General features: G+C 65.0%; 26 protein-coding genes and 3 pseudogenes. 24 read left to right on the top strand and 5 right to left on the bottom strand.

Features of this window, described 5'->3' with window-relative positions; genetic code table 11:
• Positions 1–5 precede the first annotated feature (5 nt).
• From PV761_RS03265 to PV761_RS03220, 10 genes are all read left to right on the top strand, one after another.
• Complete coding sequence (locus tag PV761_RS03265) at positions 6–1,073, top strand: hypothetical protein (protein WP_347894332.1); 1,068 nt, start codon at positions 6–8, stop codon at positions 1,071–1,073.
• Between the two features lie 86 nt (positions 1,074–1,159).
• Positions 1,160–1,576 carry a hypothetical protein gene (locus PV761_RS03260; RefSeq protein WP_347894330.1) on the top strand — a complete coding sequence of 139 codons (417 nt, stop codon included), beginning with the start codon at positions 1,160–1,162 and terminating at the stop codon, positions 1,574–1,576.
• On the top strand, positions 1,573–2,034 hold the full coding sequence (locus PV761_RS03255) for a DUF6093 family protein (protein WP_347894328.1): 462 nt from the start codon (positions 1,573–1,575) through the stop codon (positions 2,032–2,034). The genes PV761_RS03260 and PV761_RS03255 overlap by 4 nt, the downstream gene beginning before the upstream one ends.
• Positions 2,035–2,041: 7 nt before the next feature.
• Complete coding sequence (locus PV761_RS03250; protein WP_347894326.1) at positions 2,042–2,437, top strand: hypothetical protein; 396 nt, start codon at positions 2,042–2,044, stop codon at positions 2,435–2,437.
• Positions 2,424–2,861 carry a hypothetical protein gene (locus PV761_RS03245; RefSeq protein WP_347894324.1) on the top strand — a complete coding sequence of 146 codons (438 nt, stop codon included), beginning with the start codon at positions 2,424–2,426 and terminating at the stop codon, positions 2,859–2,861. Before PV761_RS03250 ends, PV761_RS03245 begins: the two co-directional genes overlap by 14 nt.
• Before the next feature lie 11 nt (positions 2,862–2,872).
• Complete coding sequence (locus tag PV761_RS03240; protein WP_347894322.1) at positions 2,873–3,106, top strand: hypothetical protein; 234 nt, start codon at positions 2,873–2,875, stop codon at positions 3,104–3,106.
• A gap of 3 nt (positions 3,107–3,109) precedes the next feature.
• Positions 3,110–3,628: a hypothetical protein gene (locus tag PV761_RS03235; RefSeq protein ID WP_347894320.1), complete on the top strand. Its 519-nt coding sequence runs from the start codon at positions 3,110–3,112 to the stop codon at positions 3,626–3,628.
• Between the two features lie 97 nt (positions 3,629–3,725).
• Positions 3,726–3,992, top strand: a complete 267-nt coding sequence (locus PV761_RS03230; protein ID WP_347894318.1) for a hypothetical protein — start codon at positions 3,726–3,728, stop codon at positions 3,990–3,992.
• Between the two features lie 10 nt (positions 3,993–4,002).
• Positions 4,003–4,656 carry a hypothetical protein gene (locus PV761_RS03225; RefSeq protein ID WP_347894316.1) on the top strand — a complete coding sequence of 218 codons (654 nt, stop codon included), beginning with the start codon at positions 4,003–4,005 and terminating at the stop codon, positions 4,654–4,656.
• Positions 4,657–4,697: 41 nt separating this feature from the next.
• On the top strand, positions 4,698–4,967 hold the full coding sequence (locus PV761_RS03220; RefSeq protein WP_347894314.1) for a hypothetical protein: 270 nt from the start codon (positions 4,698–4,700) through the stop codon (positions 4,965–4,967).
• Here PV761_RS03220 and PV761_RS03215 read toward each other — a convergent pair.
• Complete coding sequence (locus PV761_RS03215; RefSeq protein WP_347894312.1) at positions 4,964–5,155, bottom strand: hypothetical protein; 192 nt, start codon at positions 5,153–5,155, stop codon at positions 4,964–4,966. The genes PV761_RS03220 and PV761_RS03215 overlap by 4 nt on opposite strands.
• Before the next feature lie 40 nt (positions 5,156–5,195).
• Between PV761_RS03215 and PV761_RS03210 the strand changes: the two genes are divergently transcribed.
• The 12 genes from PV761_RS03210 to PV761_RS03155 are packed head-to-tail and all read left to right on the top strand — an operon-like array spanning position 5,196 to position 15,798.
• The gene (locus PV761_RS03210) at positions 5,196–8,252 is read left to right on the top strand and encodes a phage tail tape measure protein (protein ID WP_347894310.1); all 3,057 of its coding nucleotides are present in this window, start codon (positions 5,196–5,198) and stop codon (positions 8,250–8,252) included.
• Positions 8,253–8,258: 6 nt separating this feature from the next.
• Entirely contained in the window at positions 8,259–9,098 is an 840-nt protein-coding gene (locus PV761_RS03205; protein ID WP_347894308.1) for a hypothetical protein, read from the top strand.
• Between the two features lie 11 nt (positions 9,099–9,109).
• Positions 9,110–10,408 carry a hypothetical protein gene (locus PV761_RS03200; RefSeq protein WP_347894306.1) on the top strand — a complete coding sequence of 433 codons (1,299 nt, stop codon included), beginning with the start codon at positions 9,110–9,112 and terminating at the stop codon, positions 10,406–10,408.
• A 9-nt stretch (positions 10,409–10,417) separates the two neighbouring features.
• Entirely contained in the window at positions 10,418–11,377 is a 960-nt protein-coding gene (locus PV761_RS03195) for a hypothetical protein (protein ID WP_347894304.1), read from the top strand.
• On the top strand, positions 11,377–11,895 hold the full coding sequence (locus tag PV761_RS03190; protein ID WP_347894302.1) for a hypothetical protein: 519 nt from the start codon (positions 11,377–11,379) through the stop codon (positions 11,893–11,895). The genes PV761_RS03195 and PV761_RS03190 overlap by 1 nt, the downstream gene beginning before the upstream one ends.
• Positions 11,896–11,907: 12 nt before the next feature.
• Positions 11,908–12,180: a hypothetical protein gene (locus PV761_RS03185; protein WP_347894300.1), complete on the top strand. Its 273-nt coding sequence runs from the start codon at positions 11,908–11,910 to the stop codon at positions 12,178–12,180.
• Positions 12,177–12,392 (top strand): hypothetical protein, encoded by a 216-nt coding sequence (locus PV761_RS03180; protein ID WP_347894298.1) that lies wholly within the window; start codon positions 12,177–12,179, stop codon positions 12,390–12,392. Before PV761_RS03185 ends, PV761_RS03180 begins: the two co-directional genes overlap by 4 nt.
• Positions 12,389–12,694: a hypothetical protein gene (locus PV761_RS03175; protein WP_347894296.1), complete on the top strand. Its 306-nt coding sequence runs from the start codon at positions 12,389–12,391 to the stop codon at positions 12,692–12,694. The genes PV761_RS03180 and PV761_RS03175 overlap by 4 nt, the downstream gene beginning before the upstream one ends.
• A gap of 1 nt (position 12,695) precedes the next feature.
• Positions 12,696–13,637, top strand: a complete 942-nt coding sequence (locus PV761_RS03170) for a M23 family metallopeptidase (protein ID WP_347894294.1) — start codon at positions 12,696–12,698, stop codon at positions 13,635–13,637.
• Complete coding sequence (locus PV761_RS03165) at positions 13,637–13,906, top strand: hypothetical protein (protein ID WP_347894292.1); 270 nt, start codon at positions 13,637–13,639, stop codon at positions 13,904–13,906. The genes PV761_RS03170 and PV761_RS03165 overlap by 1 nt, the downstream gene beginning before the upstream one ends.
• A gap of 24 nt (positions 13,907–13,930) precedes the next feature.
• Positions 13,931–14,137, top strand: coding sequence for a hypothetical protein (locus PV761_RS03160; protein WP_347894290.1), 207 nt, complete (start codon positions 13,931–13,933; stop codon positions 14,135–14,137).
• Complete coding sequence (locus PV761_RS03155) at positions 14,137–15,798, top strand: hypothetical protein (protein WP_347894288.1); 1,662 nt, start codon at positions 14,137–14,139, stop codon at positions 15,796–15,798. The genes PV761_RS03160 and PV761_RS03155 overlap by 1 nt, the downstream gene beginning before the upstream one ends.
• Here the strand turns inward: PV761_RS03155 and PV761_RS03150 are convergent.
• Positions 15,795–16,541, bottom strand: coding sequence for an SGNH/GDSL hydrolase family protein (locus PV761_RS03150; protein ID WP_347894286.1), 747 nt, complete (start codon positions 16,539–16,541; stop codon positions 15,795–15,797). The two genes, PV761_RS03155 and PV761_RS03150, sit on opposite strands and share 4 nt — an antisense overlap.
• 196 nt (positions 16,542–16,737) lie before the next feature.
• On the opposite strand from PV761_RS03150, the gene PV761_RS03145 reads away from it, so the two are divergent.
• Positions 16,738–17,658: a tyrosine-type recombinase/integrase gene (locus PV761_RS03145; protein ID WP_347894284.1), complete on the top strand. Its 921-nt coding sequence runs from the start codon at positions 16,738–16,740 to the stop codon at positions 17,656–17,658.
• 656 nt (positions 17,659–18,314) lie between these two features.
• On the opposite strand, the pseudogene PV761_RS03140 reads toward PV761_RS03145, so the two are convergent.
• The 3 genes and pseudogenes from PV761_RS03140 to PV761_RS03130 form a co-directional block, all read right to left on the bottom strand.
• Positions 18,315–18,754 (bottom strand): annotated as a pseudogene (locus PV761_RS03140) (hypothetical protein); the annotation flags it as partial.
• Positions 18,755–18,895: 141 nt separating this feature from the next.
• The gene (locus tag PV761_RS03135; RefSeq protein WP_347894282.1) at positions 18,896–19,513 is read right to left on the bottom strand and encodes a DUF998 domain-containing protein; all 618 of its coding nucleotides are present in this window, start codon (positions 19,511–19,513) and stop codon (positions 18,896–18,898) included.
• A 976-nt stretch (positions 19,514–20,489) separates the two neighbouring features.
• Positions 20,490–21,510 (bottom strand): annotated as a pseudogene (locus PV761_RS03130) (transposase); the annotation flags it as partial.
• On the opposite strand from PV761_RS03130, the pseudogene PV761_RS03125 reads away from it, so the two are divergent.
• Positions 21,508–21,612, top strand: a pseudogene (locus PV761_RS03125) (IS3 family transposase); the annotation flags it as partial. The pseudogenes PV761_RS03130 and PV761_RS03125 sit on opposite strands and share 3 nt — an antisense overlap.
• Positions 21,613–21,890 lie beyond the last annotated feature (278 nt).

Genomic DNA, 21,890 nt, shown 5'->3' with positions numbered 1-21,890 from the left:
TGACAATGGACCTTTTCGAAAACAAGGGGTGGCGGAAAGCCCCGACCCGCGATGAGCGGGTCTTTGAGGCCGCCAAGTTCTTCGGCCAGGGCCGCACCGGCGGTCCCGTGGCTCAGGCGGAGGTCGCGGAAGCGTTCTCCACTTCGGACTTCCCGGTCCTGCTGGGCGCCGCCTTCTCCAAGAAGGCAGTCGCCGCGCAGAAGGCAGCCGTGGACGAGTTCGAGCCCGTGCTCACGAACGCCACGGCCCCGGACTTCGAGCGTCACAAGCTCGTTGACCTGTGGGGCGGCGACGAATTCGAGCGCGTCCGTGAGGGCGAAGAGTACAAGGGTGGCACTCTCAACGAGACCGGCCTCGACCACGGCACCGGCAAGTACGGCAAGTCCTATGGGCTGACGTTCGAACTGCGCCTCCGCCGCCTGTTCTCCGACCTCGCGAACTTCCCGACCCTGCTGGGCTCCGGTGCGACCAAGGCCAAGAACAGCGCTGTCGCGCAGCTCCTGGTCGAGGCCGGCGCGTGGGACACCGCGTTCTTCGGCACTGTGGCGAACGTGCCGCTGACCTCGGAGAACCTCGACGCCGCACTCAAGGACCTCGCCACCCGCGAGGACCACCGCGGCGATCTGGTCGACACATCCCAGCTCGTCCTGCTCGTCGGTCCCGGCCTGCAGTCCGAGGCGAACCGCATCCTGAACGCGGCCAAGGTCGTCATCAAGGTGACCTCCGGTTCGAAGGTCACCGAGACCGAGATGGACAACCCGTTCAAGGGTCTCGTCACGCTGCTGGTCTCCCGCCGCCTCGGCAAGGAACTGGGCGCGAACCAGGGCAAGGCATGGGCGCTGGTCCAGGGCAAGGGCTCCACCCTCCCCTCGATCATCAACACCGGCCTCGAAGGTCACGACGGGAACGTCGACATCCGCGTCAAGCGCGATCAGGGCGAGAACGTCGGCGGCGGCCAGATCGCGGTGGATGAGGGTTCGTTCAACGACGACACCATCTGGTACCGCGGCCGGAACTTCTTCGGCATCGACAAGGGCTTCACCACGGGCGTGTACGCGTCCAACGGCGGCTAACCATCGCCTGATGGTGCCGGGGTGACAAATAGGGCAAGTCAACCCCACCCCGGCACCACCCCCCAACTTCATACAGGAGGCGCACCGTGTCTGACTACGACGGCGGAACACCGGATTCCGATTTCAGCACCACGGACGGGGCCATCGACTACACCCTCCCTTTGGGCAAGGTCCGCCTCCTCATCTTGGACACAGCTGACGCCCCGGCGGACAGGCTGTTCTCCGAGGACCAGCTCGATGCATTCCTCGACCTGAACGACGGCAACGTCCGCCGCACCGCCGCCCAGGCGCTGCTCGTCATCGCACTGTCAGAGGCGCTGCTCTCCAAGAAGATCCGCACACAAGACCTGTCCACGGACGGCCCGACTGTCGCCGCGGAACTGCGGGCACAGGCCAAGGCCCTCACGGACAAGGCCGATGCCGATGACGCCGCTGCCGGATCCTACTTCGAGGTCGTCCCCTTCTGTGACCCGTTCACTGAAGGTGTGGAGTACCGGCTGTGAGCCCGCTCTTCCAGCATCGGCCACGTCCCACTCTCGGCGCCACCATGGCAGTCATCCCCGCGGGCTGGGCCGAGCACCACCGGCCAGTGGCCAACGGCACCATGACGGGGACCATCGCATGGTTCCACCGCGGCGAGCCTGAACCGTGGCCGCTCCCCGACGGCTGGACCGGGCCCACACCGTTCCACACTTCCCCGTGCCGTGTGCAGGAGCTCAACGCTTCCGGACGCGCCACAGTGGCCGAGCAGCCGGTCACGCACCGCGAATACCTCGTGACGATCCCCATCGACGGAGCACCCGAGATCCGCGCCGGCGAGCACGACGGCGACTACGGCAAAGTCATCGCGTCCTCTGACCCGCTGCTGATCGGCCGGATCCTCAACGTCACCGACGTCCACCACGGCACCGAGATGTGGGAACGCGACCTCATCTGCACGGACACGCTCACCCAGAACTGAGGCGCCCATGACCGGCATGGAGATCGATGGTTCCCAGATCTACTCCCTCGCCCGGTCCTTCACCCAGGGCTCCGTGAGTATCGGCAAAGAGGCGCAGATCGTGGTCCGGAAAACGGCCATCGACATCGAGTCGGACGCCAAGAAGATCGCCTTCGAGAAGGACGTCCACGACACCGGCGACCTGATCGACTCCATCGGCCACTCCGACCTCCGCACCGTTGGCCAGTCCGGATCTCTGGAAGCCCAGATCGAACCGACCGTGGACTACGCCTACTACAACGAGGTCGGCACCAGCACCCTGCCGCCGCGCCCGTTCATGGGCCCCGCGTTGGACCGCCATGCAGACCCCTTCGAGCAAGCACTCGCCATCTTGGCTGAGAGGAGCGCAAATGGTGGCGCCTAGCCCTTCGATCCTGTTCGCCCTGGCGAAGGCCCGCATCGAACAGATCGCCGGATTGTTGCCCGGGAACGTGTTCGACACCCAAGTCCCCACCACGCTACCCAAGGACGCCTCCGGCAACATCCGCCCGTACGTGGTGATGTTCGGAGGCGTCGGCGCCGATCTCCTGCAGGAACGCGACGCGACCGGCCTGGCCGACGTCGACCTCCTCGACTTACCGTTCCAGACCACGTGCGTCGGACCCACCCCAGGCCACGCACGGGACGTCGCCTTTTCGGTGAAACAAGCCCTCACGAACATGCCCATCGGGGCAGGGTTCGTGAAGCCAGACCCGCAAGGGTTCCGGGTGGATAACCCGCTCCCAGACAACCAGGTCACCCCGGCCCGGTTTTATATGCCACTGATGTGGCGACTCACCACCAACTAAGGAGGCCCATCGTGGCAACCCGTAATCAGGTGACTGAACCCGCCACGCCTTCAGAGGCGCCGGCCGCGGTCACCGAACCCGCCATCCCCGAAAAAGTCGAGGGCCGCAAGCATGACCCCCGCAAACTCGTCTACGTCTACGACACGGAGACCGGCGACAAACTCGACCGACCGGTCCCGGAAACGTGGCTTGACGGCCGGTTCCCGCACCTCTCCCTCACCCCGTCCAAGAAAGCAGGCAAGTAAGCCATGGGCCAGAAAATGCTCACAGACGCCAACCGGCGCCTGGTCTTCATCCCCACTCTCGCGAACTACCACGCCCCGGTGCTGGCTTCCCTGACCGGTGTCGGTGTTGTGGAACTGTCCTGCAACGTGACGGCCGCCAACTACGCGCTCGGTTCCACTGGTGACGACGCGATCAACGACCCCGCAGCGTGCGCGTCCTCGAACTCCACGGTCCCCGGCCGCACGAACTACGAGGCGTCCTTCGACATGTTCCGTTGGAAGGACGAAGTCGATGACAAAGCGTGGACCACGTTCACCGCCAAGGGCATCCACGGCTACCTCGTGGAGCGCATCGGCCAGATCGCCGACGGCGAAAAAGCCCACGAAGTTGCGTTCGCCACCGGCGACGAGGTCCGCGTGTTCGAGGTCCTGACGGGCACCCCGCAGGTCCTGTCCCCGTCCGGCGCCGGCTACGAGAAGTTCAAGGTGAACTTCTCGGTGCAGGACAACGTCGACGAACGCGCCGTCGTCGTCGCGGCCTAACAAAGCTGCCGGCCGGGAGGTTTTCCAAGGTTCCTCCCGGCTGGCGTTCCACCCCTAAACCTTGCCCACATTCACTGAAAAACCTTGGAGGTTTTCCATGTTCCGCACCGTTCCACTGCATGAGTTCGATGTCCCTGACGCCCGAGTAACAGAGTGGCTCAAAGCGAATGACGTTAATCCCGAGGACGTTCTCGCGTCCAGCCTGGCCCTGATTGTTGGGGAAGAGTTCATCGGGTTCGTCGGGTTCCACCGTGATTCCGCCGGGAAGAAAGTTCTCGAGGGATCAGACGAATCAGTAATGGTAACCATCAAGGTGCCCATTGTCGTTTCCATGAAATCCGCCCCCGAAAACCACGGACTCTAGGAGCCACGCAATGACCACCGAAGAATTCAACCTCGACAACTGGCTCGACGGCATCCAGCGCACGGAACGCTCTGTCACCCTGTACGCCCGCCCCGACCTGCTCGCTGACATCGACGAACTCGAAGCGCAGCAGCGTCAGGCCGCCACCATCCCGGAAGAGGACCGTGCCGCCGGCGAGTCCACCGGCGGGAAACTGCAGGAGAAGATCGACTCCCTCTACATCGCACTGGACGCGTCCAAGCTGGTGTTCCGGGTGTCGTTCCTCGACGACGAAGAGCAGAACGCCATCGAGTCCCAGGTCAAGACCGATCTGAAGGCGGAGGCTGACAAGGCTGCCGCCGATGCCCGCCGCGAGGCCCGTGATAAGTGCAAGCGGCTGGAGATCACCACGGCGAACGATATCAACACGATCGCCCGGCAGATGGCCAACGCTGCAGCGGACAAGGTAATCGAGCGTGAGGTGTCTGTCCGGACCATCGCCGCCGCTGTCGTGTCCCCGAAGCTGTCCGTGGAGCAGGTCCGCAAGCTCTATACCAAGGTAGGGGACGCGCAGATCTCGCTCCTGTCAATGGCCTACTCCCGTGCCTCGAACGAAGCACCCCAGGTGACTGTCCCAAAATCGTTGAAGCCCTCGCAGACCGACGAAACGGGCACATCCTCCTAGAGGCACGCACCGCCCGGGACTGGAAAGTCCCGCAGACTGTCATGCGCGGGCGCCCGGACGACGGCAAGTGGAGCTACGCGGACCGGGTTATGGCCCTAGCCCTCACCGCATACGAGGACGGGCTATGCCCCGGCTGCGGGCTCCACCACTCAGTGGCCCGCGGGGACCACAACGTCGGCCGGCACGAGGCAGACGACCAGATCATCTGCGAAGGCTGCGCCCCGTTGGAGGCGAAGCAGGCTGAGAAGAACCGGGCCACGTTCCCGGGCCAGAAGATCACCCTGCGGGAAGTCGACGGCTGGGAGGACTAGGCGCGGCGTTTCTGCAGGTAGCCGACGACCGCAACCAGCAGCCCAATAACGATCATGCCGAATGACAGGCCCGCGTTGCCCGCGCCGCCGGAAACTACGGCGAACAGGAACACCACCACACCCAGGATCGCGAGCATCGCACCGATGCCGATAAGGGTGTCGCCGGGCTGCTTCGTCTGTTTACTCATCCCTGCATCAAACCACAACTGAATCAAGATGGAGGGCACCGTGGCTGAACGCTCCGTCGTTGTCAAGATCCGGGCTGAGATTGGCGAGTTCCGGAAGCAGATGCAGGAGGCCTCAAAGGTCACTGCTGAGGTCGGAAAGACCGCGACAGAGACAGCTTCTAAGTCCACGGGCGCACTCGGCCAGATGGTCCAGTCCGCGCAACGGCACGAGGAAGCGTGGTCGAAGTCCGGCGGGGCCCTCCTCGGATTCGGTGCAGCAGTCTCGGTCGGTGTCGGGCTGGCCATCAAGTCCTATATGGACTTCGACAAAGCCATGTCCGAGGTCAAGGCCGCAACGCACGCCTCGGCCGGGGACATGGAACAGCTTCGGGCTGCCGCGATCCGTGCCGGCGCCGATACCTCCTACTCGGCACGGGAAGCCGCTGACGCCATCACCGAGTTGGCTAAAGCTGGCGTCAATACTAAGGACATCCTGTCCGGCGGCCTAGACGGCGCCCTCTCCCTGGCCGCAGCTGGCTCCCTCGAGGTCGCTGACGCGGCCGAACTGGCGGCCACAGCCATGGTCCAGTTCAAGCTCAGCGGCGACAAGATCCCGCACCTCGCGGACCTCCTCGCCGCCGGCGCAGGTAAGGCCCAGGGCTCCGTTGAGGACCTCGGGAATGCCCTCAAGCAGGGCGGTCTGATCGCCGCCTCGACGGGTCTCTCGATCGAGGAAACCACAGGCGGCCTCGCCGCTTTCGCCTCGGCTGGCCTCCTCGGTTCCGACGCGGGCACCAGCTTCAAGACCATGCTTATGGCCCTGACGCCGAACTCGGTGGCCGCTGCGTCCGAAATGGAACGCCTCGGCATCTCCGCGTACGACCAGCAGGGCAAGTTCATCGGCCTGTCCAAGTTCGCAGGTGTCCTCCAGACGTCCATGAAGGGCCTCACCGACGAACAGCGCAACGCGTCGATGAAGATCATCTTCGGGTCTGACGCCGTCCGCGCCGCGAACGTCCTCTACGAGCAGGGCGCCAAGGGCATCTCCGACTGGACCGCCAAGGTCAATGACTCGGGCTACGCAGCAGCAACCGCGGCAATCAAGCAGGACAACCTGGCCGGCGACATTGAGAAGCTCGGCGGCTCGCTGGACTCCGTTTTCCTCAAGTCTGGATCCGGGGCAAACGAGGTCCTCCGGTCCTTGGCGCAGAGCGCTGAGGCCCTGATCGACATGATGGGCGGCATCCCGGGTCCGCTGCTGCAAACCAGCCTCGGTCTGGCAGCTGTGACTGGTGGCGCTGCCCTCGTTGGCGGGGCTTTCCTGACCACCTTCCCGAAGCTGCTCGAAGCAAAGCGTTCCTTTGACGAGCTGAGGATCAGCAATGACAAGCTGCATGGCGGTCTCTCCAAGACCGCCAAGGTCGCAGGTGCGCTGGCGGGGTCCCTAGTGGCCCTGCAGGTTGCTGGTGCTGTGTCCAAGTCGTGGGCTGGCGAGTCGAAGACCGTGGAGGACTACGCCCAGGCGTTCCTCACACTGAGTACCAGCACCAAGGACCTCGACGACGTCGTGAAGAACACGGGCGGTCTCGGCGACCAGATCAACGGTGTCGGCGATGCCCTTGTCCGGGTGAACGAATTCGACTGGTACGACAACCTGAACAACTGGGCCGGCGACATGGTCGGCGGGACGTCACGGACCCAGCAGTTCCGGGACAGCGTCAAGGGGCTCGACAACACCCTCGTCTCACTGGTCCAGAACGGCGGGTCGGAGAAGGCGGGCAAGTCCTTCAAGATCCTCGCTGAGGAAGCCAACAAGTCGGCCCTAGCGCAGGGCAAGACCGCCCTGACTGTTGGGGATGTTCTCAAGCTCATGCCCCAGTACACGGAAGCCCTCAAAGCGCAGGGAACCGCCCTGGGTATCAAGCTCCGCGACGACGAACTCCACGACCTTGCGCTCGGCAAGATCCCGGCACGCATGGTTGCTGTCACGGCCACAACTGAGGGCGCGACAAAGGCCGCCGAGTACCAAGCCAAGGTCTCCGAGGAAGTCGCCAAGAAGCTCGACGAGATGGGCATCGCAGCGGACGGCACCGTGCTGTCCTTGTCCAAGCTCCTCGACGTGATGTTCGCTACCGGCCTCGCCACGATGTCGGCCCGCGACGCCGAGGCCAAGTACCAGGAAACGCTGGACGGTCTGGACAAGAAGATCAAGGAAGTGATGGCCACCCAAACCGCCGGTAACGCTGTGTGGGATGAGGCCAAGGGTTCCTTCGATGTGACCAGCGAAGCCGGCCGGGCAGCGAACGGCGTGTTTGGTGATCTGCAGCAGTCGGCAATCGGCACGATGACGGCCATGGCTAACGCGGGGGCCGCCCAGCCGGAGCTGCAGGCCAAACTAGGCGACACGTACAAGTCGCTGTACGACACGGCGCGGGCGTTCGGCGCTTCGGAAACGAAGGCTGACGACCTCGCCCGGTCTGCCCTTGGCATCCCCAAGGACGTCAACATCCAGACGGCCATCCAGAACTACGCCGACACCCTGGCGAAGGCGAACGAGATCAAGAACGCCATCGACCGGATCCCGACGTACAAGCAGAGCAGCATCCATGTCCAGTACACGGAATCCGGCACTGCTGTCAGGGACCGGGCGGGCGACGCCGGCATGTCCAACATGGTGCAGGCCCACCGCGAGGGCGGCCTGATCCAGTTCGCCAACGGCGGGCACGTTCGCGGGTTCGCCACGGCCGGTTACGTCCGCGGCCCCGGGACAGGGACCTCGGATGAGATCAACGCCCGGCTCTCCAACGGCGAGTACGTCATCCGCGCCTCGAAGGTAGCCCAGTACGGTGTCAAGACTTTTGACGCCTACAACAACGGGTACGCGGCCCCGTCCAAGTCCTTGGCCGGCGGGTACGGGCGGACTCAGTCGTTCACCGGGTTCACCCCGGAGAACGGCGCTGCCGCGGCGGCGAACGCGGGCCCGATGGAAATGTTCGGAACGCTGTCCCTCAACGCTGACGCGACGAAGGCAACGTTCCGCGGCATGGCCCGGCAAGAGGCCACTGACGTCGTCGCAAACGCTGACGGCAAATCACGATACACGCGGACAGGGAGGTAAGAGCTGATGGTTGCTGTACTAGCGGAGGCCATACTCGACGCCCCCTGCCCGCGTGTCGGGCTCACCATCACCGAACTGGGCATCGGCGAATCGGTGTACACGGTGTGGCGGTCCGCTGACGGTGAGCGTAACGCCGTCAGCGGATACCGACGCATCACCGGCAACGACGCGACGTTCATCACGGATTACCACGCCCCGGTCGGCCGGCCGGTCACCTACGAAATAGAGGTGCTGTCCGGCCCGGCCGGAGCGTCCCGCACCCAGTCGAACACCGTCACCTTGGACACCGGCGGCGAGGGGTACCTCATGGACCCGCTCGTCCCACAGACCTGTGTCCCGGTCGTCGGGAAGCGGGACAAGAACGACGACCTGTACCTCCGCGGTTCAGCTCTTGCCGCGCTCGAGTACAACGCCGAGATCTCCATTTTCAAGGTCATGGGTTCAGACAAGCCCATGGCCCTGTTCGGGCAGCGCATGGCCGAGATGAACCTCGACACCTCCATCGGAACCCGCTCAGCGGAGCAGAACACCCGGCTGAAAAAGCTGCTGAAATCCACGGGCCAACTGCTCTTCCGGCCCTCTCCGGAGTGGGGACAGCTGGACCTGCCCGGGGCGATGTTCATCGGCAACGCTCAAGCCACCCAGGTTCCCGTGAACGTCCTGATGGGCGGGGAGATCACGTGGTGGGACATGAAGTCCGACGTCGTGCAACAGCCCACGATCAAGGTCCTCACCGCCACGTTCACCTACGGCGACGTCGCGTTGCTGATGTCCACCTACCAGCAGAAGCAGGACCTCATGGCGGGCAAAACCTACCTCGAGGACCTGAAAAACCCCATCGGCTAGGAGGCCCCCGCATGCGTCCCATCGATGAGGAATCACGGATCGCGCTGGACGGTTCCCGCCCGGCCGACACACTCATCGTGTGGGCGTGGCGTGACGGGTCACTCGTGGTCCCGGAACCGCTGCAGGTCATTGACGCCGGTTGGGACGAAGACGCCGGGGACTCGGTGAAGATCGGGCAGAACATCTCCCTGACCGTCGCAGACCCGGACGGGTCCCTCGGCGCCTGGCGGCTCGACGACCCGCTCGGCGTGGCCGGCACACTCCTGCAGGTCATCTACAAGATCGGCGGGGCACGGGCCCTGAACGCCGCATGGTTCCGGATCACGGACAACACCCCGGACGAACTGGTCGACTGGCGGGTCATCAACGAATACGGCTACGAGGAACCCGACGGGGACCTCGAACCGCACACCCGCCGCGTCCCGGTCATCACCTCCGTGGTGAAGATCGACGCCGTGGACCTGACCATCGGCCCGGACCGGGACAAGCTGGAGAACCCGGAATCACCCGGGGCCGGGGCGACGATCATCTCCGAGTTCAAACGCCTCACCCACGACTACTTCCCCACAGTGGTGGACCCGGGCGTGACCGACCGGACCGTGTCCCGGCAGCTGGTGTTCGACCGGGAACGCCTCGAAGCCGGACAGGACCTCCTCGGCAGGATCTCCGCCCGGTACCGGATGGGCGGGGACGGGGAATGCCGGGTCTACCCGCTCGGCGGCGACAGCGTGTGGCGGGTCGAGCCCGGCTACGGGCTGGTGTCCGTGAAGCGCCGGCAGTCCCTTGACGGGCTGTACAACCGCTGGGTGGTTGAGGGCAAGGAATCCGAGAACGGTCAGCCGGTCCGGGCGGCCGTCTCCATCGAAACGGGCCCGCTCAGGTTCGGCGGCCCGCACGGGCGGGCGCAGTCCTTCTACTCCTCGGAAATGATCGAAACCTACTCCCAGGCTGTGGCGTATGCGACCCGGCTGCGGGATGAGTTCCTGTCATCCCTCGCCGTGGTCCTGACCGTGGAGACTGTCCCCCGCCCGGACCTGCAGGCCGGTGACCGGATCGAAGTCGGCGCCCCCGTGGTGGCCGGCTACGTCGCCTACCTCCCGGGCGAGATCACATCCATCCGGAGGAGCTTCACCACCGTCCCGGGCTCAACGGTCCTGACGGTGAGCTGCTCCTACGCCGACGTCGTCAACGCTCTCAACCGCACCGACTGGGCCCAGCACCTGACCGGCAACAAACCCGCCCTCACCTGGGACCGCATGCCCTCCACGTGGGGCTCCGCACCAGCCATCACTTGGGACAACCTGCCATAGGAGGCCGCCGTGGATGACGGATTCAAACACACAGTCGCCGCCATCCCCGCCGGATCCACCCGCCGCACCTGGGGTACCGCCTACTACGACGGCGCCAAGTGGTGGGCGAACATGAACGGCAGCCTCCTCGACGCCCGGTGGATGGACCCGATTCAGCCGATCCAGAACGGCAAGATCGTTGTGGACATCACCAAGGACGAACGCGGCCAAGCCACCGCCCTTGTTATGGGCGGGTACACGGACCAGCCGCGGCCCTCCACCGGGGTGATCCTCGCGTTCGGGATCCTTGAGATTGTCATCTCCGGGGAAGACACCCGCACCTACACCACGAAGCGGTACCTCGGCCCGATCGAGGACTACGCCCTCGGAGACAACGTCTACATCACATGGGACGCCGCCACCCCCACGATCCTGGGCAAGGTCAACGAAATCACCGTCACCCCGCCCACACCCCCGCCCCCACCGCCCGCGGAAGTCGCATCCGGTGAGGTCACGCTGATCGCCACGGCCTCCGACACGTACGGCGTCGGCGGGTGGGGCCGCTGGGCCACCTCCCAAGGCGGCGGCGAAGACGTCTACACCGGCACCATCGGCGGATACACCGTCACCGGCTCATGGTTCTACGGTGTCCCCAAGCCGGAGCTGCAGGGCAAACCGATCACCCGGTTCCGCTTCCGGCTCCCCGGCAGGCTCCCCGCAGTCGGCGCGTACAACTCGCCCGTCACCATCTACCTCTACGCCCACAACTCCGGCGCCCGGCCCGGCGGCGACGTCACCCGCGTCACCGCAGCACACCCCGTCACCATCCCGGCCGGATGGTCCGGCGGCGACATCGACCTCCCTCTGGACTTCGCCGCCGCGGTGGTGGCCGGCGGCGGGCTCTCCATCGCGGGCGGCGCCTACGCCGGGTTCAAGTCCCGGCTCAAAGACGGCGAATCCGGTAAATCCATCCTGAACTGGAGCATCTAATGCAGACCCTTTACAACGGTGTCGAAGTCTTCACCAACAGCGACGACTACAACCTCGCCGATGACGTAGCCCACGCCCTCGAAACCGCGAACCTGATCATCAGGGTTCCGTCCCTGGCCGTCCGGGATGCCCTCCCCAGCCCATACGCCGGGATGACCGTCGCACGCGAAGACCTCCCCGGCTGCCCGCTGGAAACCTACGACGGTTCCGCATGGCCAGTCAGCGACCTCGCATGGACCAACCTCGCCACGGTGCAGGGCTTCACAGCCAACATCACCAGCGGCTGGGCGGGCATCAAATACGCGGTCAAGAACGGCTGGGTCATCATCAACGGGTCGGTCTCCCGCGGTACCGCCTGGGGCGCCGACCAGACAATCGCCGTCATCCCGTCCGCACTCAAGCCAGCCTACAAAGTGCAGGGCTCCAACGGCCTGCAGGTCGAACCAACCGTCGGGAACATCACCCTCGGCGCAGGTGCGACAGCTGCATCCTTCTCAGCGACCTGGCCGCTCTTCTGATGGGCGGCGCGAATGATTGACGGGATCGGTCCGCTGCTGGGCCTCACAGACATCGGCGCTGGCGGCGCCCTCGTGGTCGTGTTCTTCATGGTCATGACCGGGAAGCTCGCCACCCCCGCGCACCAGAGGGCCCTGCAGGACCGCATCCGCTACCTCGAAGAGGTCGTCAAAGACCAGCGCGACGCAGTGAAGGGTGCCGTGCAAAACGCCCGCACCGTCGAACATGTCGGCGCCGTCGTGGAACACACGATGGGCGCCATCAGCCAGAAGGCCGGTGCCGAATGAACTGGTTCAAGAAACGCAGGCAGGCTCGACTACCCGGGCCGGTGGCGGACGAAATTCTGGCCGCACACCGGGAAGCGATCGCCGGGAAACGGGAAGCCGCCGAACGCTCCCACCACTTCAAAGAACTCGCGAACAACATGATCATCCGCCACAAACGCAACGGCTTCGGCGAGAAGCTCGAAGCCGTCTACGAAGGGAGGGGCCTGCTGTGATATCCCCGCTACTGTTCCAAGTCCTGCTGCTGCTCCTTGGCTTCACCGCTGCCGCGGTGCTGGCCGCCTACTCCCTGTTCGCCCCGTGGTGGACCTCCCGCGCCGGCCGCGCCGTGTTCGCCCTGTACTGGACGGTGGGCCTGCTCATCGCCCACTTCGCGGCAGAAGAGATCTGGGGCCAGGGCGCCCCGTGGCGCGAACTCGTTCTCATGATCCTGATGGAACTCGTGCTGCTGTGGAACGGCTACGTCATCGTTTCCAAGCAGGTCCTCGCCCGACGCAACCACGAGGAGGGGCACTGACATGAGGCCCGTAGGTTACGAGCACGCCACCACGCAGGCGTTCGGCTCCATGAAGACAGCCGGAGTCATCGGCAACATCAACGCACCCCAGAGCACAGTCGAATACTGGGTCGGCCGCTACGGCAACTACCAGGCGTTCGGCCACGCCGGCGAAGACATCGGCTGCCCCGTCGGCACACCGGTCCGTGCCATGGCTGATGGCGTGGTGCTGTGGGCCGACTGGGGCACCAACCTACCCGGCGACGATTCCGAGTGGGGATACCGGCAACGCTGGTACCTGTACAAGGGATTCCCCGGCATCGTCACTGTCATTCAGCACCCGGGCTGGATCGGCATCTACGCGCACCTCTCCAACAACGACGCAGCACCGCGGGGCGCCGTCGTGAAGTCCGGGCAGGTCATCGCACTGTCCGGAAACACGGGCGGAGTGGACCCGCACCTGCACCGCGAAGCCCTGGTGGACCTGAACTACACCACGGGCGGAGAAAAGATATATGGCCGGGTGGACCCCACCCGGTACGACGGCATCGCCGCACAAGGATCAATAGAACAGGACGACTTCCTCATGGCACTCTCCGACGAAGACCAGAAGCTGATCAAGGAAGCGGCGGCCCGGCTGCTGTACGTGTTCAGCGAGCCCCGCGACAAGGCGCTCACCACGGCCCACCTCCCCGCCATCGCGGACGCCGTGCTGGACGATTCCACCGACCTGCCCGGCGGCGGCAGCACCACACCCCGCACCAAGGTCAAGTACCAGAAGCAGGAGTTCAACGTCCTCGGCGCCAAGATCGACGCGCTGGCAGGGGTCGTCGCGACACTCGCCTCCAACCAGGGCGGCGTGACCGTCTCGCAGGAAGACATCCTCGGGCAGCTCGACAAGTCCGTCAAGGAAACCCTGGGCCGCTTCACCCCGGCATTCATTGAGCAGGAGGAGGCCAAGTAATGGGAGACCATTCAGCGGAGAGGACCAGCCAGACCCGCTACCCGTGGCGGACGACGGCCCGCACGGCGCTGGCCTTCATTGGCGGTGGCGCTGCTGCAGCTCCCGGCCTCTACAGCGCGGTGACGAACCAGTCCCCAGAGACGGCCACCGGCGCCGGCCTCACCGCCTTGCTGGTCTCCGCGGCCATCACCCGGCTCATGGCCCACCCGTTCGTGAACGAGTGGCTGACCCGGGCCGGCCTCGGCGCCGAACCGAAGAACACCCCGTAGCCCGCACTTTCTTAGGAGGCCCGTGTGGCTGTTGAAACCACGGCCCTCGGGTTCAAGAAACCTGACGGCAACGAACTCGTCAAGGGCGGCGACAACATCATCGCCCACAACGCCCAGAAATCGCAGGAGCTCATCGAGGACCTGCAAAGCCGCTTCCCGTCGCACTTCGACGGTGGCACACCAGACTCCGTGTACGCCGCGGAACAAACTATTGATGGAGGTACGGTCTGATGGCCAACAGGATCCAGCTCCGCCGCGGCACCGCCGCGCACTGGGCATCCAGCAACCCGGTCCTCGGTGACGGCGAACCCGGCATCGAGACGGACACGGGCAAGCAGAAGTTCGGCAACGGCGTCGCCGCATGGTCCGCCCTGCCCTACGCCTCGAAGGGCGACCAGGGCATCCCCGGGGTGGCGGATGACACCTCCGTGAAGGACCTCATCACCACCCCGGGCAGCCAGACGGCAACGGCACTTTCTGCCACTTATGCCCCTGCCTCCGGGTCGGCAAGCTACGCCGCGAAGACGGACGTGATCCCCCGCTGGCAGGCCACCACTGCGTACACCGCAGGGCAGGCTGTCGTATCACCGGCCGGCGACATCGTGACCGCCGTGGCCGCATTCACCTCGGGCACCTCCTATGACGCCACCAAGTGGAACTTCTCAGCAAGCTACACCACGCCGACGAACGCTGTCCTGGCGGCGGCTGACGCGGCGGTGCAGCGGCTGGTCTACAAGACGCAGGCAACGGGCGCGGTCACATGGTCCGACGCAAACGGGTGGAAAATCTTCGCGATGTCCGCTGACGGCAAGCAGCTCATCGGCATCAAGGACAACACCTCCCCGACGTGCGACCTCGGGTACAGCACAGACGATGGCGCGACGTGGACCGTAGCTGAGACGATGGCCCTCACTATCCGTGGCGTCCTGATCCTTGCCAACGGCGAAGTTATGGTCACCACCCAGAACGGCGGCAGCAGGCACTACACGTGGGTGTCCACCGGCTGGGCAGCCAACCCCGTCACCGCGACGTGGGCGAACACCCGCACGTCCAGCTTCACGACCCTGTCCTCTTATGCAGCGCAGGAGTACCAGGGCCTCGCGAGGGACAGCGCCGGTCACGTCTGGACGGCCGACTACGGCAAGAAGACAAACGCCGGCGGCACCCCTGACCCGCAGACCGCGGCCGTCCGGATCATGCGCTCCAACGACCACGGCGCCACGTGGACAGAAGCGTTCAACCTCGCAACCTGGCTCGGCACAGTCCGCGGCAAGACGGACCTGACAACTGTCGGCTACCACCTTCACGGCGTCGCATGGGACCCGTACTGGTCCCGGCTCTGGGCAACCTACGGCGACTACGTCAACAGCACCACAGGCGAAGCGGGCATCATCTACTCCGACGACTTCGGCGCCACATGGTCAATTGCGTGGACTACTGTCGGAGCCGAGAACCGCTTCCAGACGGTCGGTATCACGCCCATGGAAAACTCCATCGTCCTGCACCCGGACGGGAATCCGGCCAGCGTCTACCGAATTCCGCGCACCGGGTACCGCTCCATGGGGACGCCGGAGGCGGTCCTCAGCATCTCGGCGATCAGCTCTCAGGCCATCGGCGGGCAGGGCTTCCGGGCCAGCTACGCCGGGGCTCCGCTCATCATCGCCATCACGCAGCAGGCGGCGGGCGGAACCTTGTCACGGCTGGTCGCAACGGGTGACGGCAAGAGCTTCTACAACCTGTACCTCGACACGGCGCCGACAACGGTGACCAACTTCGGGAACCTGTTTTACGTCGTGGGGCCAACAGCTAGCGGCAAGGTGCTCGCTACGTCGATCCAGGATGGGCGTTACGGGCTCGGTATTTCTCGGCTGACAGTACCGGTCACGATCTAGGAGAAGCGGATAGCGCTCATGACCTGCTGGGCGATGACAGCGTGACCTTTGTCGCTGGGGTGGAAGTTATCCGCCTTGGTGCCATTCGGCAGCAGCCCATTCGCCCAGCGGTTCGCCTCCACGACGAACTTCCCGGACAGGACGCGGTACTTGCCACCAGCGGCAGTGCACTCTGATTCGATCACAGCATCAAAGGCCTTCGCCTTAGCGGCCGAGTTCCAGCCGCCCAGGCAGACCATTGGGGCGGTAGGGCTCTTGGCTCGGATGGATGCGAGCAGCGCCTTGTAGTCGGTCGTGAAAGTCGCCGGGTTGGACTTGATGACATCGTTGGTGCCCAGCTCCACCACCACGAGGTTGAAGTCAGCGCCCGCAGCGGCCACTTCGGGAGCCGCTTCGGCTGTCGTCTGGCCCGGCTTGCCCGCGACGGTCTGGGCCACGGCACCTGTCTTGCCGAGTTCGGCGGCCACGAGCTCACGGAAGGCCAGTGCGGGCGCCGTCGTTGCGTAGCCCGCGGTGAGGGAGTCGCCAGCGAACAACACCCGCAGCGGAGACTTCGACGGATACTCAACCTTCACGGTCGTGTCCTCGACGTGCTTCTTTTCCGCAGCAGCCTTCTCGTCAGCGACCTGCCGGCTAAACGCATCAGCCTTAGCCTGGATGTCAGGGATGGCGGGCGGCGGCGCCTGTGTGCAGCCAGTGAGTACGAGAGCAGCGGCCAGCACGAGAATTCCCCCAAGTTTCATGACCCCATGATATGCGGTCCGAAAGACCGGTTAAGTTCCCCAACGAAAAGACCCCATCATCTTCGGATGGTGGGGTCCTTTTGTCGTTTCGATGGAGTAACATGGTCAGTTCAACGACGGCGGCCCCATCAGAGCGGGAACTCTGACAGGGCCTGGTGCCGTCACCCATCCACCATCACGCGACATGGAAGACGACATGCAGAAGACTACCCTCATTGGGCTGCCCACCGCACGCATTACGACGAACGCCGAACTGGCCGCGGCCGGCTACCTCGCCCGCTACAACGGCGGCACCCGCGAGACGTACCGCGTCTCCCTGAAGATCCTGTGGGACTGGTGCGGGAACCTCGGCGTCGATGTCCTTGACGGGATGCGCCGGCCGATCCTCGAACTGTTCGCCCGCTACCTCGAGGACGAACGCGGCAACTCTCCGGCCACCGTCGCCCATCACCTCTCCATCGTGCGCGGGTTTTACTCGTTCGCGGAGATCGACGGCTACATCGACCGCTCCCCCGCCGCCCACATCCGGATGCCACGCGTCTACCAGGACGAATCCAAGACACTGGGTCTGGACCGCATGGAGCTGGGCTCCCTGATCCAGTCCGCCCGGGCATCCTCACCGTCCGACGCCGCGCTGATCACACTGATGGGCATGCTCGGGCTGCGGGTGTCCGAGGCGTGCGCGGTGAAGATCGAGGACTACCAGTACGTGGAGCGCGGCCACCGCTGCCTGCGGCTCGTCGGCAAGGGCGGTAAGCCTGCCACCATCCCGCTCCCCGTTCCGGTCCTGCGGGCGCTGGACGCCGCCGCTGGGGACCGCACGTCCGGGCCGCTGCTCCTCCGCCGCAAGTCCGGGGAACCGATGAACCGCAAGGCCGCAGCGCTGGCCGTGAGGCGACTGTGCAAAGCGTCCGGGATCACGAAGAATGTCACCCCGCACGGGCTCCGGCACAGCTTCGTAACAGCCTGCCTGGACGCCGGCGTGCCGCTGCGTGATGTGCAGATAGCCGCCCGCCACTCCGACCCGCGGATCACTGCCCGCTACGACCGGGCCCGGCATAATCTGGACCGGCACGCCGCGCATACGGTGGCTGCGTTCCTCGCCGGCGCCGCCTGATTCCTGCCGTTGACGTCGTGTTGACGCGGTCAACATCAAGGCTGCAGCGTATGGGAAGGTACGGCGTGTTTGGGCTTGATTCCATAAGGGTTTACGGTCCTTTGTTGGTGAACTTCCCATAGTGGTGGGGGTTCAAGTCCCCCTCCGCGCACAAGGGAAAACCCCCGGAATCCAAGGATTCCGGGGTTTTTTTCTGTCTCCAACCACGCGAGCCTCAGTTTCACGCGCGCGTTTGCAGAAGAGCGCCACCCGTGTTCCACCGAGTCGCTCATTTGTGCCGAGTCCAGAAATCCTCTCCCCGCCGCGCCGCGCGCCGCGCCCCGCGCTCCAGCCGGAAGCACCTGACTTCGCGCTGTCCACACATCGCGAACCACCCCTGGCCTAATCTCCTGCCACCCGTCGCCAACAAAGCTAACGGCCAACACCCCAATGGCGTTGGCGGGTATCAGCACCGGCCACGGGCGGGACCGGACTCCGGCAGTTGAGGAAGAAGAACGAGCTTCACTGTGACGAGAACGATAAAGGACCGCCCCCAGGCTTCGCTATTACGCCCAGGACCAGGGCGCTGCAAAAGCCCGAGGATCAAGGCAGCGATCTCCCCGCCGTCGACAGGAGCGGCCGGGTGCCAGACACGAAGAGTCGGAACCGCGGAATATTCAAGTCGGTCGGTACCAGTGGGAGTTAGGCTGCTTGTTTTTCGGTGTCTTCCTTAGGTTGTTGGTCCATGTGGGTCCGGGCAGGGCCAGTATTTTGGGGTCGGTGGTTTTGGTGAAGCGGTTGGGATGTTTCACCCGTGCCGTGGCGAGGGCTTCGGAGCGTTGCTTGGCGAGTCCGGCGGCGAGCCTGTAATCAATGTTGGCGGGCGTGTGGAAGCCGAACCCGGAATGCTGATGTTGGTGATTGTTCCAGCCCGTATTTCATGGTCTTGAAGAGGCCTTCTGAGTACGATTCCCTTCATCATCTACTCCGCCAGAACCGCGGATTCGCCGGCGTGCACGTGCGCGCCGACGATGAAGCTGGAGTGGATGTCGACCGTCCTGTAGCAGTCGTAGTATTTGGCCGTCACGGGCCCGGCGAGCTTTGTAATGTCCCACGTGTTATGCCGATGTTGGTCTGTGATCCCAGGTTCCAGGCGGGGGAAGGGGTGAAAAGGTCGGCATCATCATGCTGTGGTGATTGGCTTGTCTTCTTGACCGTTGAGGATTCAGTTCTCGCCAGCCGGGCGGTGATGTTGGTCCTATCCGGAGGCTCGCCGTGGCTCCGGGGCGTGGCGGGCGCTCTCCGGAGGCCGGGAGTCCCGCGCCAGGAGGACGGCGGTCGCGAACTCCCATCCGGTAAACGCCAGCAGGGCGGAGCGTTCAGGCAGGCCAGGTGGCCAGTCAAGATTGATCGCCAGCAGGAGCCACGCGAGCGTGATACCCGCCGTGACGGTGACCACCAGGGAGACGCGGAAGTAGCTGCGCCAGGCGGCGTCGGCGCGAAACGCCACGGCGAGGAGAATCAGTGCCACGAACTCCACAGCGAACGATCCCGACGCAGCCAACCCGTGCACCAGACCGGTGAACGTCGGCGGGCCCTCGGCCGGGTCAGTGGGAAAGATTGCCGCCACGAAGAGGCCCAGGGCGGCGGCTACGAACAGCATTACGCCGGCACGGGCGGCGTGTACGGCACGAACAGGCGCCAGCGCGGAGCCTAGCCCCACGGCGATCGCCAGGTTGCCGATACCGTGGACCATGGTCCCTGCGATGAACAGAGAACCCCACGGCCCGTTGGCGTAGTCGCTGACGTAGGTATAGACCACGCTCAGATTGCCACGGAGCACGTGCAGGGCGACCTGGGTGATCCAGAAGACCACGACGCCGGCGACGCCTGAGATCCCTGCGCGTCTGATCCACCGTCTTCGGTCGACCGGACGAGCCTGAGTCTGGGCCACTTCAGCCCCAGCCCGGTCGCAGTGGCTTACGGCTGCGATTCCCGTTCGAGCGTCCGGCGATCACCCGGCTCACCTTTGTGTCGCCTGCCTCGACGGCCAAGGTGGATCCGGCGATGTAGAGCGGCCAGATGCGAGCCGGTCTTTCTGCGACGAGCGTTACGGCTTCTTCGTGGAGGCGCCTAAGGCAGCCAACCCACGCACTAAGCGTCAGCGCATGGTACTCGTGCCACATCTGGGCGTTCCGTGCATCGAAGCCCGCGTGTTGGGGACATGACATCGCGCAGGAGCAAAGCCATGGACGATCCCAGAATCTGCTCACGGAAGTCGTTCGAGCCGTCGCAGTGGCGCGAGAGCGTCTGCCGCGTAATCGGCCCCTCACCCGGACCTCTTCCGGCGGCGGGATTGGGCGCCCTTCACCGCCGGCCTCGAGCAAGATCCTCAGCGGCGTGACCAACCGATGTGCCGCGAGTCCCTCAGACTCTGGCCACTCCTGCAACTGGGGGGCCCTGTAGATGTGGTCGACCACGTCGATGTCACCTGCGATGTAAGCCCGGGCGAATCTGAACTGCCCCGGTGCCGTGAGCATCCGCCGCACTGACGCGGCGCATCGGGCCACCACTGTGACCTCCGGTGGCCTGGGTCCCGACCCCGGACCGTGGTAGGCCTCCACGGCCTGAGATGTCCCGGCCACACCAGCCAAGAAGCCCGCCACTCCGGTTGCAGGTGCCGAATTAACCCGGCGGTGCGTAGGTGCCACGTCCCAGCCCTTCTGTTGAGTCGCGCCGATCCCTCGCGTGGTGTCGTTCAGTGCACCGAGTGCGCGATGCGCCCAGTCTAAGCCTTGATCCACCGGCGCGGCTGGTGGTGCGTGGACGGCAAAGGGGCCTGCCGCAAGGAGTCCGGCGGCCCGGGTGAGGTTGTACGCGATGACCGCGCAGACCAGCCAGGCAGAATACGCGGCGAATACACCTGAGGACATGTGGGCCAGCGCGCTGTCCTTCAAATCGGCGTTGACCTGCTCGATAACCGCGTGTTGGCGGTGGATCTTGTCGGCCGTGACGGCGTCCAGGAGTTCGGCGTCAACGGTGGTGAAAAACGCGTGATGCCGGTGGGCGTCGAACAGGGTTGTCTGTCCCTGGCCGTCCTTCGGGTTCAGTTCAGGGATCCTGCGCACGATGAGCCTGCCGGTGATCTCGTCGGGCTTTTTGCGGGAGGTGAACGCGGTGAACTCGATTTCGGCGACCTCGGCCCCGGGAGACCCAAGAGTTCGTGGTCTCGTCGAAGACCGCGTCGGTGTAGTCGATTGTTTTCCATGCAGTCTCCGGGATCCGGGTGATGGCGCGTTTGACGGCCGGGTCCATGCGCACGGTCACGGAGACCTCCGCCCGGCCGGCCAGCGGAGGCAACCGTGGCATGGCCGTAAAAGGCCGAGTCGGCGCGGCAGAGCACCCGTCCGGCAGCGTCGATGCGCTTGAGCGTGGACAGGGCTTCGGCGACCTGGCATTTTGGCACCACGGGATGAATTCGTTGCGCCTTGCGCAGCCGCTGGGCCAGGTCACCGGGGCCGTGTCCTTCGTGGAAACGGTGGCCAGCGGGGCGTTCATGCCGCGAACCCCGGAAAACCCGTACCCGGAGCCCTGCTTGGCGTAGCCGTGGACTTCAATGATCGTGTCATCGACATCCACGAACACGAATCCATCCGGACCCGGGAACCCGAGCAGCGGAGACCGTGACGCCAGATCGGTCAGGAAGCGCGACGCGAGGGCGTCGAGATGCCGGACAGGCCCGAAGGAGCCCCCCCACCGGCAAGCTCGTGTAGCCGCGCACATCCTGTGCCAGCGTGTCATCACCGGCAGCAGCCCGGCGGCCGACACAAGGTCGGGTTCATCGAAGGAAACCGTCACCCGGTCCCATTCCAGCCCCGGGTCAGTGACGATAACCCCTACACGGAGTCGCTTTTCAAGGCCATGAAATACCGGCCTGAATTCCCAGAGCGCTTCGCTTCCCTGAGCGAAGCCCGTGCATTTACTCCCGCCTCGGCTTCCCCACCCCGTCCGATGTGCACTACGGCCTCGCCGGGAAACGCTCACAGACCTTGGTCGCGGTCAGGGCCAAACATCCCAGTGCTTCGGCACCACTACCGACCCCAAGATTCTGGCTCTACCCGGGCCGGCATGGATCAACCAACCCAACGAAACCACCGAAAAGGAAGCAGCCTAACGGCTGCGTAACTCACCTTGGTACCGCTTGACTTGCAAAATTCCGGCCGCGGCTAGCGAACCGGAGTGATCAGCCACAC

Source organism: Arthrobacter sp. CC3 (assembly GCF_039907775.1).
Lineage (GTDB): Bacteria > Actinomycetota > Actinomycetes > Actinomycetales > Micrococcaceae > Arthrobacter.
Note: the sequence above shows the minus strand (reverse complement) of the source record. Positions and strands in the feature narration are given on the sequence as shown.

What these genes read in the sequence shown, in the direction of transcription:
- PV761_RS03205 (WP_347894308.1), top strand. Translation starts at nt 8,259, where the DNA reads ATGGTTGCTGTACTAGCGGAGGCCATACTCGACGCCCCCTGCCCGCGT.
- PV761_RS03185 (WP_347894300.1), top strand. Translation starts at nt 11,908, where the DNA reads ATGATTGACGGGATCGGTCCGCTGCTGGGCCTCACAGACATCGGCGCT.
- PV761_RS03225 (WP_347894316.1), top strand. Translation starts at nt 4,003, where the DNA reads ATGACCACCGAAGAATTCAACCTCGACAACTGGCTCGACGGCATCCAG.
- PV761_RS03220 (WP_347894314.1), top strand. Translation starts at nt 4,698, where the DNA reads ATGCGCGGGCGCCCGGACGACGGCAAGTGGAGCTACGCGGACCGGGTT.
- PV761_RS03215 (WP_347894312.1), bottom strand. Translation starts at nt 5,155, where the DNA reads ATGAGTAAACAGACGAAGCAGCCCGGCGACACCCTTATCGGCATCGGT.
- PV761_RS03150 (WP_347894286.1), bottom strand. Translation starts at nt 16,541, where the DNA reads ATGAAACTTGGGGGAATTCTCGTGCTGGCCGCTGCTCTCGTACTCACT.
- PV761_RS03235 (WP_347894320.1), top strand. Translation starts at nt 3,110, where the DNA reads ATGGGCCAGAAAATGCTCACAGACGCCAACCGGCGCCTGGTCTTCATC.
- PV761_RS03245 (WP_347894324.1), top strand. Translation starts at nt 2,424, where the DNA reads ATGGTGGCGCCTAGCCCTTCGATCCTGTTCGCCCTGGCGAAGGCCCGC.
- PV761_RS03180 (WP_347894298.1), top strand. Translation starts at nt 12,177, where the DNA reads ATGAACTGGTTCAAGAAACGCAGGCAGGCTCGACTACCCGGGCCGGTG.
- PV761_RS03155 (WP_347894288.1), top strand. Translation starts at nt 14,137, where the DNA reads ATGGCCAACAGGATCCAGCTCCGCCGCGGCACCGCCGCGCACTGGGCA.
- PV761_RS03250 (WP_347894326.1), top strand. Translation starts at nt 2,042, where the DNA reads ATGACCGGCATGGAGATCGATGGTTCCCAGATCTACTCCCTCGCCCGG.
- PV761_RS03145 (WP_347894284.1), top strand. Translation starts at nt 16,738, where the DNA reads ATGCAGAAGACTACCCTCATTGGGCTGCCCACCGCACGCATTACGACG.
- PV761_RS03165 (WP_347894292.1), top strand. Translation starts at nt 13,637, where the DNA reads ATGGGAGACCATTCAGCGGAGAGGACCAGCCAGACCCGCTACCCGTGG.
- PV761_RS03170 (WP_347894294.1), top strand. Translation starts at nt 12,696, where the DNA reads ATGAGGCCCGTAGGTTACGAGCACGCCACCACGCAGGCGTTCGGCTCC.
- PV761_RS03200 (WP_347894306.1), top strand. Translation starts at nt 9,110, where the DNA reads ATGCGTCCCATCGATGAGGAATCACGGATCGCGCTGGACGGTTCCCGC.
- PV761_RS03190 (WP_347894302.1), top strand. Translation starts at nt 11,377, where the DNA reads ATGCAGACCCTTTACAACGGTGTCGAAGTCTTCACCAACAGCGACGAC.
- PV761_RS03230 (WP_347894318.1), top strand. Translation starts at nt 3,726, where the DNA reads ATGTTCCGCACCGTTCCACTGCATGAGTTCGATGTCCCTGACGCCCGA.
- PV761_RS03265 (WP_347894332.1), top strand. Translation starts at nt 6, where the DNA reads ATGGACCTTTTCGAAAACAAGGGGTGGCGGAAAGCCCCGACCCGCGAT.